Origin of the sequence: Paracoccus homiensis, assembly GCF_900111675.1 — a bacterium.
GTDB classification, from domain to species: domain Bacteria; phylum Pseudomonadota; class Alphaproteobacteria; order Rhodobacterales; family Rhodobacteraceae; genus Paracoccus; species Paracoccus homiensis.
The window spans coordinates 127,694-140,556 of the sequence record NZ_FOHO01000008.1; the positions used below are offsets into that span (position 1 = coordinate 127,694).

Here is a 12,863-nt window from a genome sequence, read left to right on the forward strand (position 1 = left end):
GGCGCATTGAAGCTTGCTTCGATGCGCCCCTGCTTTTGGCAAATTCGATTGAAACCTGCCTGCGGCAGGTTAAGCGATCAGGTCACGCCGCCTATTCGGCGGCGCTCCGTTTGGGCAGCACCCAGTCGGGGCGGGGGAAGTGGCAGGTATAGCCGTTTGGAAAACGCTCCAGATAGTCCTGATGCTCGGGCTCGGCTTCCCAGAAGTCGCCCACGGGTTCAAGTTCGGTCACGACCTTGCCGGGCCACAGGCCGGATGCGTCGACATCCGCGATGGTTTCGACCGCTGTTTCCCGCTGCGCCTCATCCGCATAGTAGATCGCCGAACGATAGCTGGCGCCCAGATCATTGCCTTGCCGGTTCGGCGTCGACGGGTCATGGATCTGGAAAAAGAACTCTAGCAGCTTGCGATACGAGATCGTTTCGGGATCGAAGGTGATCTCGATTCCTTCCGCATGCGTACCATGATCGCGATAGGTCGCATTCGGGATATCGCCGCCGGTATAGCCCACGCGGGTCGAGATCACGCCGGGCAGGCGGCGGATCAGATCCTGCATGCCCCAGAAACAGCCACCTGCCAGCACTGCGCGCTCAGTCATGGTTCACCTCATCAACCTGATCAAGATAGTCGCCATAGCCTTCGGCCTGCATCCGGTCCCTCGGGACGAAACGCAGCGAGGCCGAATTGATGCAATAGCGCAGCCCGCCGGCGTCGGGCGGACCGTCGGGAAAGACATGGCCCAGATGGCTGTCGCCATGCTTCGAGCGCACCTCGGTCCGGATCATCCCGAAGGACACATCGCGATGCTCGGTCACGTTGTCGATGGGCTTGGTGAATGCAGGCCAGCCGCAACCGGAATTATACTTGGCCGATGACGCGAAAAGCGGCTCGCCCGAGACGATGTCGACATAGATGCCCGGCTCGAAATGGTGATCGTATTCGCCGGTAAACGCGCGCTCGGTGCCGTTTTCCTGCGTCACGCGAAACTGCTCGGGCGTCAGCCGGTCGATCGCGTCTTTCGATTTCTGATAGGCCAATTGGTCCTCCGCGCATGAAAGCCTGTTTGACCCCCATATGGGGATCAAACGGCGCTTGCGCAAAGGCGATCAGCCGCAGATCGCGCGTTTGGCATCGGCATATTCGGATGCCAGCCGATCAATCCGCGTGGCGGCGGGCACCACGTCGCGGACCGCGCCGATCCCTTGGCCCGAACCCCAGATTTGGCTCCAGGCCTTGGCCTTGGACGCGCCCTGGGAAAAGTTCATCGCCGATGTATCGGCGCTGTCCAGATCGTCGGGATCAAGCCCGGCATTGCGGATCGACGGCGCAAGGTAGTTGCCCGACACGCCGGTGAACAGCGACGATGTCACGATGTCCATCGCGCCGGCGTCGCAGATCATCTGCTTGTATTCGGGCTGGGCGTTCGCCTCTTCGGTGGCGATGAAGGGGCTGCCGATATAGGCCAGATCGGCCCCCATCGCCTGCGCGGCCAGAACTGCACGACCTGTTGCGATCGAACCCGACAGCAGCAGGGGGCCCTCGAACCATTCGCGGATTTCCTGGATCAGCGCGAAGGGCGATTGCGGTCCGGCATGCCCGCCAGCGCCCGCCGCAACCGCGATCAGGCCATCTGCCCCTTTTTCGATCGCCTTCTTGGCAAACATGTTGTTGATGATGTCATGCAACGCGATCCCGCCGCAATCATGGGCGGCCTGATTGACCTCGGGACGGGCCCCAAGCGAGGTGATCCAGATCGGCACCTTGTGACGGTGGCAGATCTCGATATCGCGTTCCAGCCGCGCATTGCTGCGATGCACGATCTGGTTCACGGCAAAGGGCGCGGCCGGATGATCGGGATTGGCCTGGTTGTGGCGATCCAGTTCCTCGGTGATCCGGGTCAGCCAGGATTCCAGCAATGCCGGTTCGCCATCCTTTTCGCGCGCATTCAGGGCGGGAAAGCTGCCGACGATGCCGGCCTTGCACTGGGCGATGACCAGTTCCGGGCCCGAGACGATGAACATCGGCGACGCGACCACAGGGATGCGCAGATTTTGCAGAATGGCGGGTAGCATTGTTTCCTCCTCGATTCGAACTGAACGATAACCCTGTGTCGCCAAGGCACAAGAATGACGCCGCGACAAAGCCCTGGCCAGCCGACGGCACCAGTGAAAATTGAGTCTTCTGTCGCGATACATCTCAGGATGGAAAAAGCGTGGCGATTACGTAACGTTCTGGAAACTGCCGAAAAGATCAGCTGCCTTTTCGGGAAAGCGGGCCCTATACACAGGGCTTGGGCGTCGCGCCGGGACAGGGGCGACCATTGCGTTATTTTGGAGAGTAGTAATGCGTTTCGGCAAGTTTCTGGCGGCTGCGGTTGCAGGCGTTCTGGTTGCGGGTGCTGCCTCGGCGGCAACCGTCGTCAATGGCGGGTTCGAGGATGTCAGCGGTCTGAACAAGGGCGGCCTGAACAAGGGCAAGTACGGCATTTACGAGTCGATCTCGGGCTGGACCAAGGCGACCGGCGGCGGCATCGAGCTGCAGAACAACGCCACCCTTGGCAACCGCGATGCCAATAGCGGCAACTGGTATGTCGAGCTGGACAGCACGCGCAACTCGTCGATGTATCAGGACATCACCTTCAGCACCGCCGGTGTCTATGCGATGTCGTTCTTCTATGCGCCGCGCACCAAGACGCCGGGCGACAATGGCGTCAGCTATTCGATCGCCAATGGCAGCAGCGAACTGGTGTCGGGTCTGGTCGATGGCGTCGCACCGGCGGATTGGATGAAAGTCACCTCGGGCAGCTTCAAGGTCGATGCCGGCGACACGCTGCGCCTGACCTTCTCGGCCGAGGGGATCAGCAACAGCCTTGGCGGCTTTATCGACGACGTGTCGATCGCGCCGGTTCCGCTGCCGGCTTCGGCGCTGCTGCTGATGGGCGCGCTGTCGGGCATGGGCATTGCGGCACGTCGCCGCAAATCGCGCGCCGCCTGATCGCGAACCTGACGCAGCGAGATGATAAAGGCCCCGGATTTCCGGGGCCTTTCCTGTTAGTGCAACGGCGTGTCAGGCTTGGGGCCTTCGCCGACCGCGCCAAGCCGGTGGCCGGCCTTGCCGATCCGGTCCCCAACGACCAGCCCGTCATCGGATGCCGATACATGCACCGTCTGCCCGTCCAGCACCTTGCCCGACAGCAGCAGTTCCGCCAGCGGATCCTGTAGCGCGCGCTGGATCACCCGCTTTAGCGGACGGGCGCCGAAAACCGGGTCATAGCCCTGATCGGCCAGCCATTTGCGTGCATCGGCGTCCAGTTCCAGCGTGATCTTGCGCGCCGCCAGGCGGTATTCCAGCCGCGACAGCTGAATATTGACGATGCCGTCCATGTTTTCGCGCGTCAGGCGGCGGAAGATGATGATCTCGTCCAGACGGTTCAGGAATTCGGGACGGAAATGGGCCCGAACCGCCTCCATTACCTGCTGACGTGCCTCGGTCGAGTCGGCCTGTTCCGGCAGGGTCGACAGCGCCTGCGACCCCAGATTCGAGGTCAGAATGATCAGCGTCTGCTTGAAATCCACTGTCCGGCCCTGACCATCGGTCAGCTGCCCGTCATCCAGCACCTGCAACAGCACGTTGAACACGTCGGGATGCGCCTTTTCAACCTCGTCGAACAGGATCACCTGATAGGGGCGGCGGCGCACGGCCTCGGTCAGGACGCCGCCCTCGTCATAGCCGACATAACCCGGAGGCGCGCCGATCAGGCGGGCGACCGAATGCTTTTCCATGAACTCGGACATGTCGATGCGGACCATCGCCTGATCGTCGTCGAACATGTATTCGGCCAGGGCCTTGGTCAGTTCGGTCTTGCCGACGCCGGTGGGGCCAAGGAACAGGAAGCTGCCAAGCGGACGGTTTTCATCGTTCAGACCCGCACGCGCACGGCGCACGGCGTTGCTGACGGCGATCACGGCTTCGGACTGGCCGATGACGCGCTTGCCGATTTCCTCTTCCATTTTCAGCAGCTTTTCGCGCTCGCCCTCCAGCATCTTGCTGGTGGGGATGCCGGTCCAGCGTTCGACCACCTCGGCGATCTGTTCGGGGCGCACAGCCTCTTCGACCATCAGCCCGTCGGCCTCGGCGTCGTCGGCCTGTGCCAGCTGCTTTTCCAGTCCCGGGATGATGCCATAGGACAGCTCGCCCGCACGGCCCAGATTGCCTTCGCGCTTGGCCTGATCCAGTTCGGCCCGGGCACGGTCCAGCTGTTCCTTGAGGTGGCGGGATCCTTCCAGCTTGTCGCGTTCGGCCTGCCAGCGGGCGGTCATTTCCGCGCTGCGTTCCTGCAGTTCGGACAGATCCTTTTCCAGCCGTTCCAGACGATCCTTGCTGGCGTCGTCGTCCTCTTTTTTCAGGGCCTCGGCCTCGATCTGCATCTGCAGGATCTGGCGGTCCAGGGCGTCCAGCTCTTCGGGCTTGCTGTCGACCTCCATCCGCAGGCGCGAGGCGGCCTCATCGACCAGATCGATCGCCTTGTCGGGCAGGAAACGGTCGGTGATATAGCGGTTCGACAGCTGCGCAGCCGCCACCAGCGCCGCATCGCTGATGCGGACGCCGTGATGCAGTTCGTATTTTTCCTTGATGCCGCGCAGGATGCTGATCGTGTCCTCGACGGTCGGTTCCTCGATCATGACCGGCTGGAAACGACGGGCCAGGGCCGCGTCCTTTTCGATATATTTGCGGTATTCATCCAGCGTGGTCGCACCGACGCAATGCAGTTCGCCCCGTGCAAGCGCGGGCTTGATCAGGTTGGCGGCATCCATCGCGCCATCAGTCTTGCCGGCCCCGACAAGGGTGTGCAATTCGTCGATGAACAGGATGATTTCGCCGGCGGCGGTCTCGATTTCCTTCAGGATCGCCTTCAGCCGTTCCTCGAACTCGCCACGATATTTCGATCCGGCGATCAGCGCACCCATGTCCAGCGCCATCAGCTTCTTGTCGCGCAGGGACTCGGGCACATCGCCGTCGATGATGCGCAGGGCCAGCCCTTCGGCGATGGCGGTCTTGCCGACGCCGGGTTCCCCGATCAGCACCGGGTTGTTCTTGGTGCGGCGCGACAGCACCTGCATGGCGCGGCGAATTTCTTCGTCGCGGCCGATGATCGGGTCGATCTTGCCCTGTTCGGCGGCCTCGGTCAGGTCGCGGGCATATTTCGACAGGGCTTCATAGCTGTCCTCGGCACTGGCCGAATCGGCGGTGCGGCCCTTGCGCAGGTCGTTGATCGCGCTGTTCAGGTTCTGGGCGCTGACGGCCCCCGCATCCAGCGCATCCTTGGCGTTGGTGTTCACCATCGCCAGCGCCATCAGCACACGTTCGGCGGGAACAAAGCTGTCGCCGGCCTTCTTGGCGATCTTTTCGGCCTCGTCCAGCACGCGCACCATCGACGGATCGACATAGACCTGACCGCTGCCGCCCGACACCTTGGGCAGTTTCGCCACGGCCTGATCAACGGCCTGTTTCACGCGCCCGGCATCGCCGCCAGCGCGGTTGATCAGATTGGCGGCCAGCCCCTGATCATCGTCCATCATCGCTTTCAGAAGATGTTCGGGAACGACCCGCTGCTGTTCTTCGCGGATCGCAATGGTCTGGGCGGCCTGCAGGAAGCCACGCGACCGTTCCGTGAACTTTTCCATGTTCATCGGCAGTTCTCCTTTTCAATAGCCCCCGTGTCGTGGGCGCCCTGTTGCGGCACGCCCCTGTCCGGGTCTTCATAGAAGAAATGGGATGTTTCACGGCGCTTTCAAGCTTTGCCCGCCTGTGTCATAACGCTGCGATTTTGCGGCGAATGGGGGCAAGGATGGATGACCGGTTGATCGTGGCGCTGGATGTGCCGAACGCGGTTGCGGGGCTGGATCTGGCGGGCAAGCTGGGCGATGCCGTCGGCTTTTACAAGATCGGGCTGGGAATGCTGACCGGGGGCGGGCTGGCCCTTGCCAATGAGCTGAAACAGGAACATGGCAAGCGCATCTTCCTGGACATGAAGCTGTTCGATATCGGCGCCACGGTCGAGGCCGCCGTGCGCGGGCTGGCGCAGTTCGACATCGATTTTCTGACCGTTCATGGCGACCCGCATGTGGTCAGCGCCGCGAAAGAGGGTGCCTCGGGCAGCAATCTGAAGATCCTTGGCGTGACCATCCTGACCTCGCTGGAACGGGCCGATCTGGACGCGGGCATGATCCGGGCGGGCGATGTCCACGACATCACGGTCGAGCGTGCGGCCCGCGCCTTCGAGGCCGGTGCCGATGGCATCATCTGTTCCCCGCGCGAGGCGGCGGCGATCCGTGCCCTGCCGGATTCGCGGCTGATCGTGACGCCGGGGGTCCGCCCCACCGGCGCCGCGCTTGGCGATCAGAAACGTGTCGAAACCCCTTCCAGTGCCATCGGGGCCGGTGCCGATCATATCGTGGTCGGGCGTCCGGTCTGGCAGGCAAAGGATCCCAGGGCTGCCGCATCGGCCATTCAGGCCGAAATCGCGGCCCTGTAACGCGCAGCGCACGCATCGCGGCCGGATCGCGCAACACGTTGACGCCTGCGGGCGTCGGCGTCACCCTTGACCTGATCAGCGATGCGAGGGGCTATGGGCGATCGGGGGTTCACCGAAAAGGCGCAGAACGATCTGGTGCTATCCTTTCTGGCCGTGCGCCGGGCCATCGGGGCCTTGGGCTTTTTCCTGCCCACGGCACTGCTGGTCTATGGGCTGATCGCGGGGGATCTGCTGCCCAGCCTGTCGGCGGCCTATTACAGCCCCATGCGCGAGGTTTTCGTGGGCTGTCTGATCGCGCTGGCGGTCTTTCTGTGGGCCTATGAGGGTTTTCGCCCCAATGCGGGTGAGGTGATCAGCGACAAGGCGACGGCCCGCATTGCCGCGATCGCGGTGGCGCTGGTGGCGCTGTGCCCGACGCATGATCCCGCGAAGATGGAGGGCGTCGATCCCGGTTGCACCCTGCTGCAATGCCTCCTGGGCGCGGATCTGGCCGCGCGTCTGCATTTCGGGGCTGCCGCGGTTTTTTTCGCGGCTCTGGCGGTCTATTGCCTGATCCTGTTCACGCGCGGGCAGGTCGATGGGCCGGAAAAGCGGGCCTCGAACCGGATCTACCGGATCTGTGGCTGGGTGATCGTGGCCTGCCTGCTGTTGCTGGGCGTCGTCATGCTGACGGATCTGGGGGACAGTCTGGGCGCGTTGCAGCCTGTCTTCTGGCTGGAAAGCATCGCGACCTTCGCCTTTGCGACAAGCTGGATGGTCAAGGGCGACGCGCTGCAACCGCTGATTCGCAGCCTGATGCGTTAACGGGCCGTGATCCAGCGCTGAAAATGCGGAATCGCGCGGGGATGCGCCAGAAAGGTCGCGACGGGCATCATCTGCCAGCGTTGGCCTTCGTCGCCAAAGCGGATCGCGGCGATCTCTTGTGGCGTCAGGCACCCTGAGAACAGCCACGACATCATGCCCGGCCCCTGAACGGATGGAAAACTGCGCCCGGTCAGCCGGGCAGGGGGCAATGTCAGGCCGAATTCTTCGTGTAGCTCGCGCAGGGCGCAGGCCACCGGGCTTTCCCGGCCCTCGCGCCCGCCGCCGGGCAGATCCCAATGCGCGGGAAAGGGAATGTCGGGCCGATCGTCGCGCAGATAGGTCAGCAGCCGGTCGCCCTGCGTCAGGAACAGCTTGGCGCCATGAAAGGGGCGGTCCATCTGGATCAGTCGTTGATATCGCGATCCCAGATCCGCACCTGCGAGCGTCGGATCCCCACCGCGCGGCGCAGGACGAACCAGACGACGCCCGACAGAATCGCGGTCGCCAGAAGTGTCAGCGGCAGGCCCGCCGACCAGATCCCGGTCAGCAGCAGCACCCCCATGACCGCGACGGCCCCGGCCAGCCCCATGAACACCCAGCCCGGCACGACCAGTTCCAGCGCCGCCAGAACCAGCGCGGCGATGATCCACAGCCAGCCGTTCAGCCAGATCACGAGGCGCGCCCCTTCAACAGCGCGAAGGCATCCGAAAACGCGTCCATTGCGGATGCGGGCAGGACCAGCGTCTGTTTGCCCTGTCCCTCGGCGATCTGGGCCAGCGCATCGACCTGCTTCATGGCGACCTGATACTGCGCGGCCTCAAGCCCGTTCTTGGAAATGGCATCGGCAATGGTCGCCGTTGCATAGGCCTCGGCCTCGGCCAGAACGCGGCGGGCCTTGGCCTGCTGTTCGGCGGCATAAAGTTCGCCATCCGCGGCCAGTTCCACGGCGCGGCGCTTACCCTCGGCCTCGGTCACCTGGGCGCGGCGGGCACGTTCGGCGTTCAGCTGTTGCAGCATGGCGGCGCGGGTGGCCTCGTCCAGGTTCACGTCTAGAATTTCGGCCCGCGTCACCTCGATGCCCCAGTCATCGACGACATTGGCCAGCGATTCGCGGATGCGGGTGATCAGCTGTGCGCGGTTGGACTGCACCTGATCCAGTTCCATCGTGCCGATTTCCGAGCGCACGATCCCGGCGACGGTGGTGGCGATGGCCGCGTCGATGTCGCGAATGCGGTAGACCGTCTTTTCCGGCTCGATGATCCGGTAGAAGACCGAGGTCTCGACCTGCACCAGCACGTTGTCGGCGGTGATGGCATCCTGGCTGCTGGTCGGCAGCTGACGTTCCAGAACCGAAATCTTGTGCGCGACGCGGTCAAGAAAGGGCACGATGAAGTTGATGCCCGGCCCCAGAACCGCGCGCAGGCGGCCGAAACGCTCGATCACGAATTTCTGCGATTGCGGCACGATCCGCACGGCCGAGCTGATGGCCATGAACAGGACCACCGCCAGCACGATCAGGGCGGCGTTCTGCCCCAGCAGGTTCAGAAGGCTGTCGGGAATATCCTGCATGTCGGGTCCTTTTATTCGGCGGCGATGCGGTTGCAGCCCGCGCTGCCATCGCTGTCCAGCGTGGCAAGCCGCTTGATCACGCGGCCCAGCTTGTCGGCAAAGCGGTCGAAATCGGGCAGCGGGGCGATTCGCGTTTCGTCCATGTAAAGCGAACGGTCGATTTCCACCTGCAGCACATGGATGTTCTGGCTGGGACGGCCATAGGCCGAACAGATATAGGCCCCCGAAAAGGGCGAATTGCGCCGCACGCGCCAGCCTTCCGATTGCAGCGCATCGGCCACCGCGTCCGAGATCCGGGCCGCCGCCGACAGCCCGTGGCGATTGCCCAACACCATGTCGGGCCGCGCGCCGCCCAGATGGGTCAGCGCGTCATGAGGCATCGAATGCATGTCGATCAGCACGGCCTGGCCAAAACGTGTGCGGGCTTCGCTGATCAGGGCGTTCAGTGTCTGGTGATAGGGGCGCCAATAGGCATTGATTCGACGCTCGGCCTCGGCCCGGTCCATCGATTCGCGGTGGATCTGGCGGCCATGCGCCACGACGCGGGGAATCACCCCCAATCCGGCAAGGGTGCGCTGGTTCAGCGGATGCCGCGGAACCCCCCGCACGATCAGCGGATCGATTTCATCTGCGCCGCGGTTCAGGTCCACGACGCAACGCGGGATCGTGGTCGACAGCGTGAGCGCACCGTGTCGGGTGGCGCATTCGATCAGGCGATCGACAAAGGCATCTTCCGAAGAACGCAGCAATTCCAGCGGTAATGAGCTGTTTTCGGTGAACCAGTCGGGGTAGTGGCGGCCAGAATGGGGCGATGCGAAGATCACGCCGCTGGCCCAATGGACCGGGCGCGTCAGAACGACAGGCGAATTTGCGGCTTTCAACGACTGCCCCCCACGCAGTTGCGATCCGCTATTTATAGCCGATTAAATTACCTCTCCAATAGGCCTTGAATGTCCCTGAAAGCCCCTATATAGACCCTCGCACCGAGACGGTTTGAACGGCGTTTCAGATGAAACACGGACAGATCTTCAAGGGACGGGCGGTTAGCTCAGCGGTAGAGCACTACGTTGACATCGTAGTGGCCACTGGTTCGATCCCAGTACCGCCCACCATTCTTTCGCCGCCCCCGGCCTATGTCGGGGGCATTTCGTTTTCCAAGCGGCTGCGACGCGCCGCGACGATGGAGAAAACCGATGAAGGTTCGCAACTCGCTCCGCTCGCTCAAGAGCCGGCACCGCGACTGCCAGGTCGTGCGCCGCAAGGGCCGCATCTACGTGATCAACAAGACCAACCGCCGTTTCAAGGCCCGTCAGGGCTGATCTGGTGGATCTTGGCCGACGACTGGTCGGCAAGTCACGCGAAAACGACAAAACCCGCCGCTTTCGGCGGGTTTTTTCATGCCCGAAGGCGTAATGGCACCGAATCGGACAGGCGATGTTGGGGGCCATGTCGGGATGTTGCAGTTTTCGGCGCTGGTGGCGGGGTCCGTCTCGCTTGGCGCAAGGGTGGCGAATCTGATCGACCCGGCGGCCATCACCGCATTGCGATTCGTTCTGGCCGGGGGCAATCATCGGCGGCACCTGCGTGATCGTTGGGCCTGGCCTGAACCGGCGCGATTTTCGCGCATCTTGGCGCCTTCTTCTTTGCCGGGTGTGATCGTCACGCTGATTGCGCTGATTCTGCTGCGGCGCGACGAGGCGTGATGCTAGGGCGCATCGTGACGCTTTTCATCCCGGTCAGGCACGGCTAGTTTCCCAAAAACGTGAACGAAAAAAGGGGCAGTGGGTGGCGCATATCATCGTTGTCGGCAACGAAAAGGGTGGGTCCGGGAAATCCACCACCTCGATGCATGTGGCGACTGCCCTGGCACGGATGGGGCATCGCGTCGGTGGGCTGGACCTTGATGTCCGGCAGCGCAGCTTCGCCCGCTATCTGGAAAATCGCATGGCTTTCCTGAAGCGCAGCGACCTGGATCTGCCGACGCCCCAACTGGGCGTGCTGGGCGAGGGGGGCGACCCGCTGACCCCCGCATTGGAACAGCTGGAACAGACCTGCGACTTTATCCTGCTGGATTGCCCCGGCTCGCATACCAAGCTTAGCCAGATGGCCCATACGCTGGCCGATACGCTGATCACGCCGCTGAATGACAGCTTTGTGGATTTCGACCTGCTGGCCCGCATGTCGCCCGAGGGGAAGGTGCTGGGCCCCTCGATCTATGCCGAAATGGTGTGGTCGGCGCGGCAGATGCGGGCACAGGCCGGGGCAGGGCCGATCGACTGGATCGTGCTGCGCAACCGGCTGGGCACGCAGGCCATGCATAACAAGCGCAAGGTCGGTGGCGCGTTGACCACGTTGTCGAAGCGGATCGGGTTTCGCGTCTCGGCAGGCTTTTCGGAACGGGTGATCTTTCGGGAATTGTTTCCGCGCGGACTGACCCTGCTGGACCTGAAGGATATCGGCACCGAACAGCTGAGCATGTCGAACATCGCCGCGCGGCAGGAATTGCGCGATCTGATCACCGAGGTGAACCTGCCGGATGTGACGGTCAATTTCTGACCCGTCCGACGCGGCCAAGAAAGAAGGGGCCCGGCGGGCCCCTTTTTGCGTTTCCGTCGCCCGTGATCAGGCCAGCATGCCCATCGGGTTTTCCAGATGCGCGACGATCGCCTCAAGCAGCTGGGCACCCAATGCGCCATCGATCACGCGGTGATCGACCGACAGTGTCATCGACATCACGTTGCGGATCACGACCTGATCATCCTCGACCACCGGGGTCTTGATGCCGGCACCAACGGCCAGGATCGCGCCATGCGGCGGGTTGATCACGGCGTCGAAATTCTCGATGCCGAACATGCCCAGATTGCTGATCGCAAAGCTGCCGCCCTGATATTCATGCGGGGCCAGCTTCTTGTTCTTGGCGCGGTTGGCCAGGTCCTTCATCTCGGTCGACAGCTTCGACAGGGTCTTGGCGTCGGCGTCCTTCAGAACCGGCGTGAACAGCCCGCCTTCGACCGCGACCGCGACAGCCACGTCCGAGGGTTTCAGCTTGATGATCCGGTCGCCCGCCCAGACGGCATTGGCGTCTGGCACCTGTTGCAGCGCCAGCGCGCAGGCCTTGATGATGAAATCATTGACCGACAGCTTGACGCCGCGACCTTCCAGCTGCTGGTTCAGCGTGGCGCGGAACTTCATCAGCTCGTCCAGCTTGGCCGAGCGGCGCAGGTAGAAATGCGGGATCGTCGATTTGGCTTCGCCCAGACGCTGCGCGATGGTGCGGCGCATCCCGTCCAGTTTGACCTCTTCGGTCTCGCGGTCGGCATAGATTTTGGCGATGGCATCGGCGGACGGGCCCTTGGGCGCTTCGGCGGCGGCTGCCGGGGCGGGTGCTGCGGCAGGGGCGTCGGACTTGGCCGGTGCGGCACCCGCCTTGGCACCCTCGACATCCGCCTTGACGATCCGGCCGCGCGGGCCGGATCCGGTCAGGGTCGTCAGGTCGATGCCCTTGTCAGCCGCGATGCGACGGGCAAGCGGCGAGGCAAAGACACGGTCGCCCTTGTCGGTGACGGGGGCGGGCGGTGCCTTGGCAGCGTCGCCGCCACTGTCGGCGCGGGTGACCGTCTGGCCGGTATCGTTCGGGTGGGCCTTGTCGTCGCCCGACGCGGCCGCAGGCTTGGCGGCGCTGCTGCCGATATCATCGGCGCTTTCGCCCTCTTCCAGCAGCACGGCGATGGGGGTGTTCACGGCCACCCCTGCGCTGCCTTCCTCGACAAGGATCTTGCCGATCTTGCCTTCGTCCACGGCCTCGAATTCCATCGTGGCCTTGTCGGTTTCGATCTCGGCGATGATGTCGCCGGATTTGACCTCGTCACCCTCTTTCACCAGCCATTTGGCCAGTGTGCCTTCCTCCATCGTGGGGGACAGCGCGGGCATCAGGATTTCTGTCGGCATAACGCGT

At 63.4% G+C, this 12,863-nt stretch carries 14 protein-coding genes, 1 tRNA gene and 1 pseudogene; 7 read left to right on the top strand and 9 right to left on the bottom strand.

The window, feature by feature from the left end:
* Positions 1–91: 91 nt before the first annotated feature.
* The 3 genes from msrA to BMX67_RS12285 all read right to left on the bottom strand — a co-directional run bounded on the left by msrA (position 92) and on the right by BMX67_RS12285 (position 2,072).
* Complete coding sequence (msrA, locus tag BMX67_RS12275; protein WP_090735355.1) at positions 92–598, bottom strand: peptide-methionine (S)-S-oxide reductase MsrA; 507 nt, start codon at positions 596–598, stop codon at positions 92–94.
* Positions 591–1,037 carry a peptide-methionine (R)-S-oxide reductase MsrB gene (gene msrB, locus BMX67_RS12280; RefSeq protein WP_090735356.1) on the bottom strand — a complete coding sequence of 149 codons (447 nt, stop codon included), beginning with the start codon at positions 1,035–1,037 and terminating at the stop codon, positions 591–593. Before msrB ends, msrA begins: the two co-directional genes overlap by 8 nt.
* Before the next feature lie 69 nt (positions 1,038–1,106).
* Positions 1,107–2,072, bottom strand: a complete 966-nt coding sequence (locus BMX67_RS12285) for an NAD(P)H-dependent flavin oxidoreductase (protein WP_090735359.1) — start codon at positions 2,070–2,072, stop codon at positions 1,107–1,109.
* Positions 2,073–2,343: 271 nt separating this feature from the next.
* On the opposite strand from BMX67_RS12285, the gene BMX67_RS19890 reads away from it, so the two are divergent.
* Positions 2,344–2,994 carry a VPLPA-CTERM sorting domain-containing protein gene (locus BMX67_RS19890; protein WP_090735361.1) on the top strand — a complete coding sequence of 217 codons (651 nt, stop codon included), beginning with the start codon at positions 2,344–2,346 and terminating at the stop codon, positions 2,992–2,994.
* Between the two features lie 56 nt (positions 2,995–3,050).
* Here the strand turns inward: BMX67_RS19890 and clpB are convergent, their stop codons facing one another.
* The gene (gene clpB / locus BMX67_RS12295) at positions 3,051–5,690 is read right to left on the bottom strand and encodes an ATP-dependent chaperone ClpB (RefSeq protein ID WP_090735364.1); all 2,640 of its coding nucleotides are present in this window, start codon (positions 5,688–5,690) and stop codon (positions 3,051–3,053) included.
* 158 nt (positions 5,691–5,848) lie between these two features.
* Here clpB and pyrF point away from each other — a divergent pair, with 158 nt between their 5' ends.
* On the top strand, positions 5,849–6,535 hold the full coding sequence (gene pyrF, locus BMX67_RS12300; RefSeq protein WP_090735366.1) for an orotidine-5'-phosphate decarboxylase: 687 nt from the start codon (positions 5,849–5,851) through the stop codon (positions 6,533–6,535).
* A 93-nt stretch (positions 6,536–6,628) separates the two neighbouring features.
* Positions 6,629–7,339, top strand: coding sequence for a DUF998 domain-containing protein (locus BMX67_RS12305; RefSeq protein ID WP_090735369.1), 711 nt, complete (start codon positions 6,629–6,631; stop codon positions 7,337–7,339).
* Here BMX67_RS12305 and BMX67_RS12310 read toward each other — a convergent pair.
* The 4 genes and pseudogenes from BMX67_RS12310 to BMX67_RS12325 all read right to left on the bottom strand — a co-directional run.
* Positions 7,336–7,611 (bottom strand): annotated as a pseudogene (locus BMX67_RS12310) (NUDIX domain-containing protein); the annotation flags it as partial. The gene BMX67_RS12305 and the pseudogene BMX67_RS12310 overlap by 4 nt on opposite strands.
* 131 nt (positions 7,612–7,742) lie before the next feature.
* Positions 7,743–8,012 carry a hypothetical protein gene (locus BMX67_RS12315; protein ID WP_090735375.1) on the bottom strand — a complete coding sequence of 90 codons (270 nt, stop codon included), beginning with the start codon at positions 8,010–8,012 and terminating at the stop codon, positions 7,743–7,745.
* Positions 8,009–8,908, bottom strand: a complete 900-nt coding sequence (locus BMX67_RS12320) for an SPFH domain-containing protein (RefSeq protein WP_090735378.1) — start codon at positions 8,906–8,908, stop codon at positions 8,009–8,011. Before BMX67_RS12320 ends, BMX67_RS12315 begins: the two co-directional genes overlap by 4 nt.
* Before the next feature lie 11 nt (positions 8,909–8,919).
* Positions 8,920–9,789, bottom strand: a complete 870-nt coding sequence (locus BMX67_RS12325) for an N-formylglutamate amidohydrolase (RefSeq protein ID WP_090735381.1) — start codon at positions 9,787–9,789, stop codon at positions 8,920–8,922.
* Between the two features lie 156 nt (positions 9,790–9,945).
* On the opposite strand from BMX67_RS12325, the gene BMX67_RS12330 reads away from it, so the two are divergent.
* The 4 genes from BMX67_RS12330 to BMX67_RS12345 all read left to right on the top strand — a co-directional run bounded on the left by BMX67_RS12330 (position 9,946) and on the right by BMX67_RS12345 (position 11,464).
* Positions 9,946–10,020: transfer RNA gene (locus BMX67_RS12330), tRNA-Val, on the top strand.
* 81 nt (positions 10,021–10,101) lie between these two features.
* Positions 10,102–10,227 carry a type B 50S ribosomal protein L36 gene (gene ykgO / locus BMX67_RS12335; RefSeq protein WP_042245282.1) on the top strand — a complete coding sequence of 42 codons (126 nt, stop codon included), beginning with the start codon at positions 10,102–10,104 and terminating at the stop codon, positions 10,225–10,227.
* A 93-nt stretch (positions 10,228–10,320) separates the two neighbouring features.
* A complete protein-coding gene (locus tag BMX67_RS12340; RefSeq protein ID WP_090735384.1) occupies positions 10,321–10,611 on the top strand; it encodes a hypothetical protein in 291 nt (96 codons plus the stop codon).
* An 82-nt stretch (positions 10,612–10,693) separates the two neighbouring features.
* Positions 10,694–11,464 (top strand): division plane positioning ATPase MipZ, encoded by a 771-nt coding sequence (locus BMX67_RS12345; protein ID WP_090735387.1) that lies wholly within the window; start codon positions 10,694–10,696, stop codon positions 11,462–11,464.
* Positions 11,465–11,530: 66 nt separating this feature from the next.
* Here BMX67_RS12345 and BMX67_RS12350 read toward each other — a convergent pair whose 3' ends face one another.
* Positions 11,531–12,856: a pyruvate dehydrogenase complex dihydrolipoamide acetyltransferase gene (locus BMX67_RS12350; RefSeq protein ID WP_090735389.1), complete on the bottom strand. Its 1,326-nt coding sequence runs from the start codon at positions 12,854–12,856 to the stop codon at positions 11,531–11,533.
* Positions 12,857–12,863 lie beyond the last annotated feature (7 nt).

Excerpts from the sequence above, each read along its gene's own strand:
- msrA (WP_090735355.1), bottom strand. The coding sequence starts at position 598 with ATGACTGAGCGCGCAGTGCTGGCAGGTGGCTGTTTCTGGGGCATGCAG.
- BMX67_RS12285 (WP_090735359.1), bottom strand. The coding sequence starts at position 2,072 with ATGCTACCCGCCATTCTGCAAAATCTGCGCATCCCTGTGGTCGCGTCG.
- BMX67_RS19890 (WP_090735361.1), top strand. The coding sequence starts at position 2,344 with ATGCGTTTCGGCAAGTTTCTGGCGGCTGCGGTTGCAGGCGTTCTGGTT.
- clpB (WP_090735364.1), bottom strand. The coding sequence starts at position 5,690 with ATGAACATGGAAAAGTTCACGGAACGGTCGCGTGGCTTCCTGCAGGCC.
- pyrF (WP_090735366.1), top strand. The coding sequence starts at position 5,849 with ATGGATGACCGGTTGATCGTGGCGCTGGATGTGCCGAACGCGGTTGCG.
- BMX67_RS12305 (WP_090735369.1), top strand. The coding sequence starts at position 6,629 with ATGGGCGATCGGGGGTTCACCGAAAAGGCGCAGAACGATCTGGTGCTA.
- BMX67_RS12320 (WP_090735378.1), bottom strand. The coding sequence starts at position 8,908 with ATGCAGGATATTCCCGACAGCCTTCTGAACCTGCTGGGGCAGAACGCC.
- ykgO (WP_042245282.1), top strand. The coding sequence starts at position 10,102 with ATGAAGGTTCGCAACTCGCTCCGCTCGCTCAAGAGCCGGCACCGCGAC.
- BMX67_RS12340 (WP_090735384.1), top strand. The coding sequence starts at position 10,321 with ATGGCACCGAATCGGACAGGCGATGTTGGGGGCCATGTCGGGATGTTG.
- BMX67_RS12350 (WP_090735389.1), bottom strand. The coding sequence starts at position 12,856 with ATGCCGACAGAAATCCTGATGCCCGCGCTGTCCCCCACGATGGAGGAA.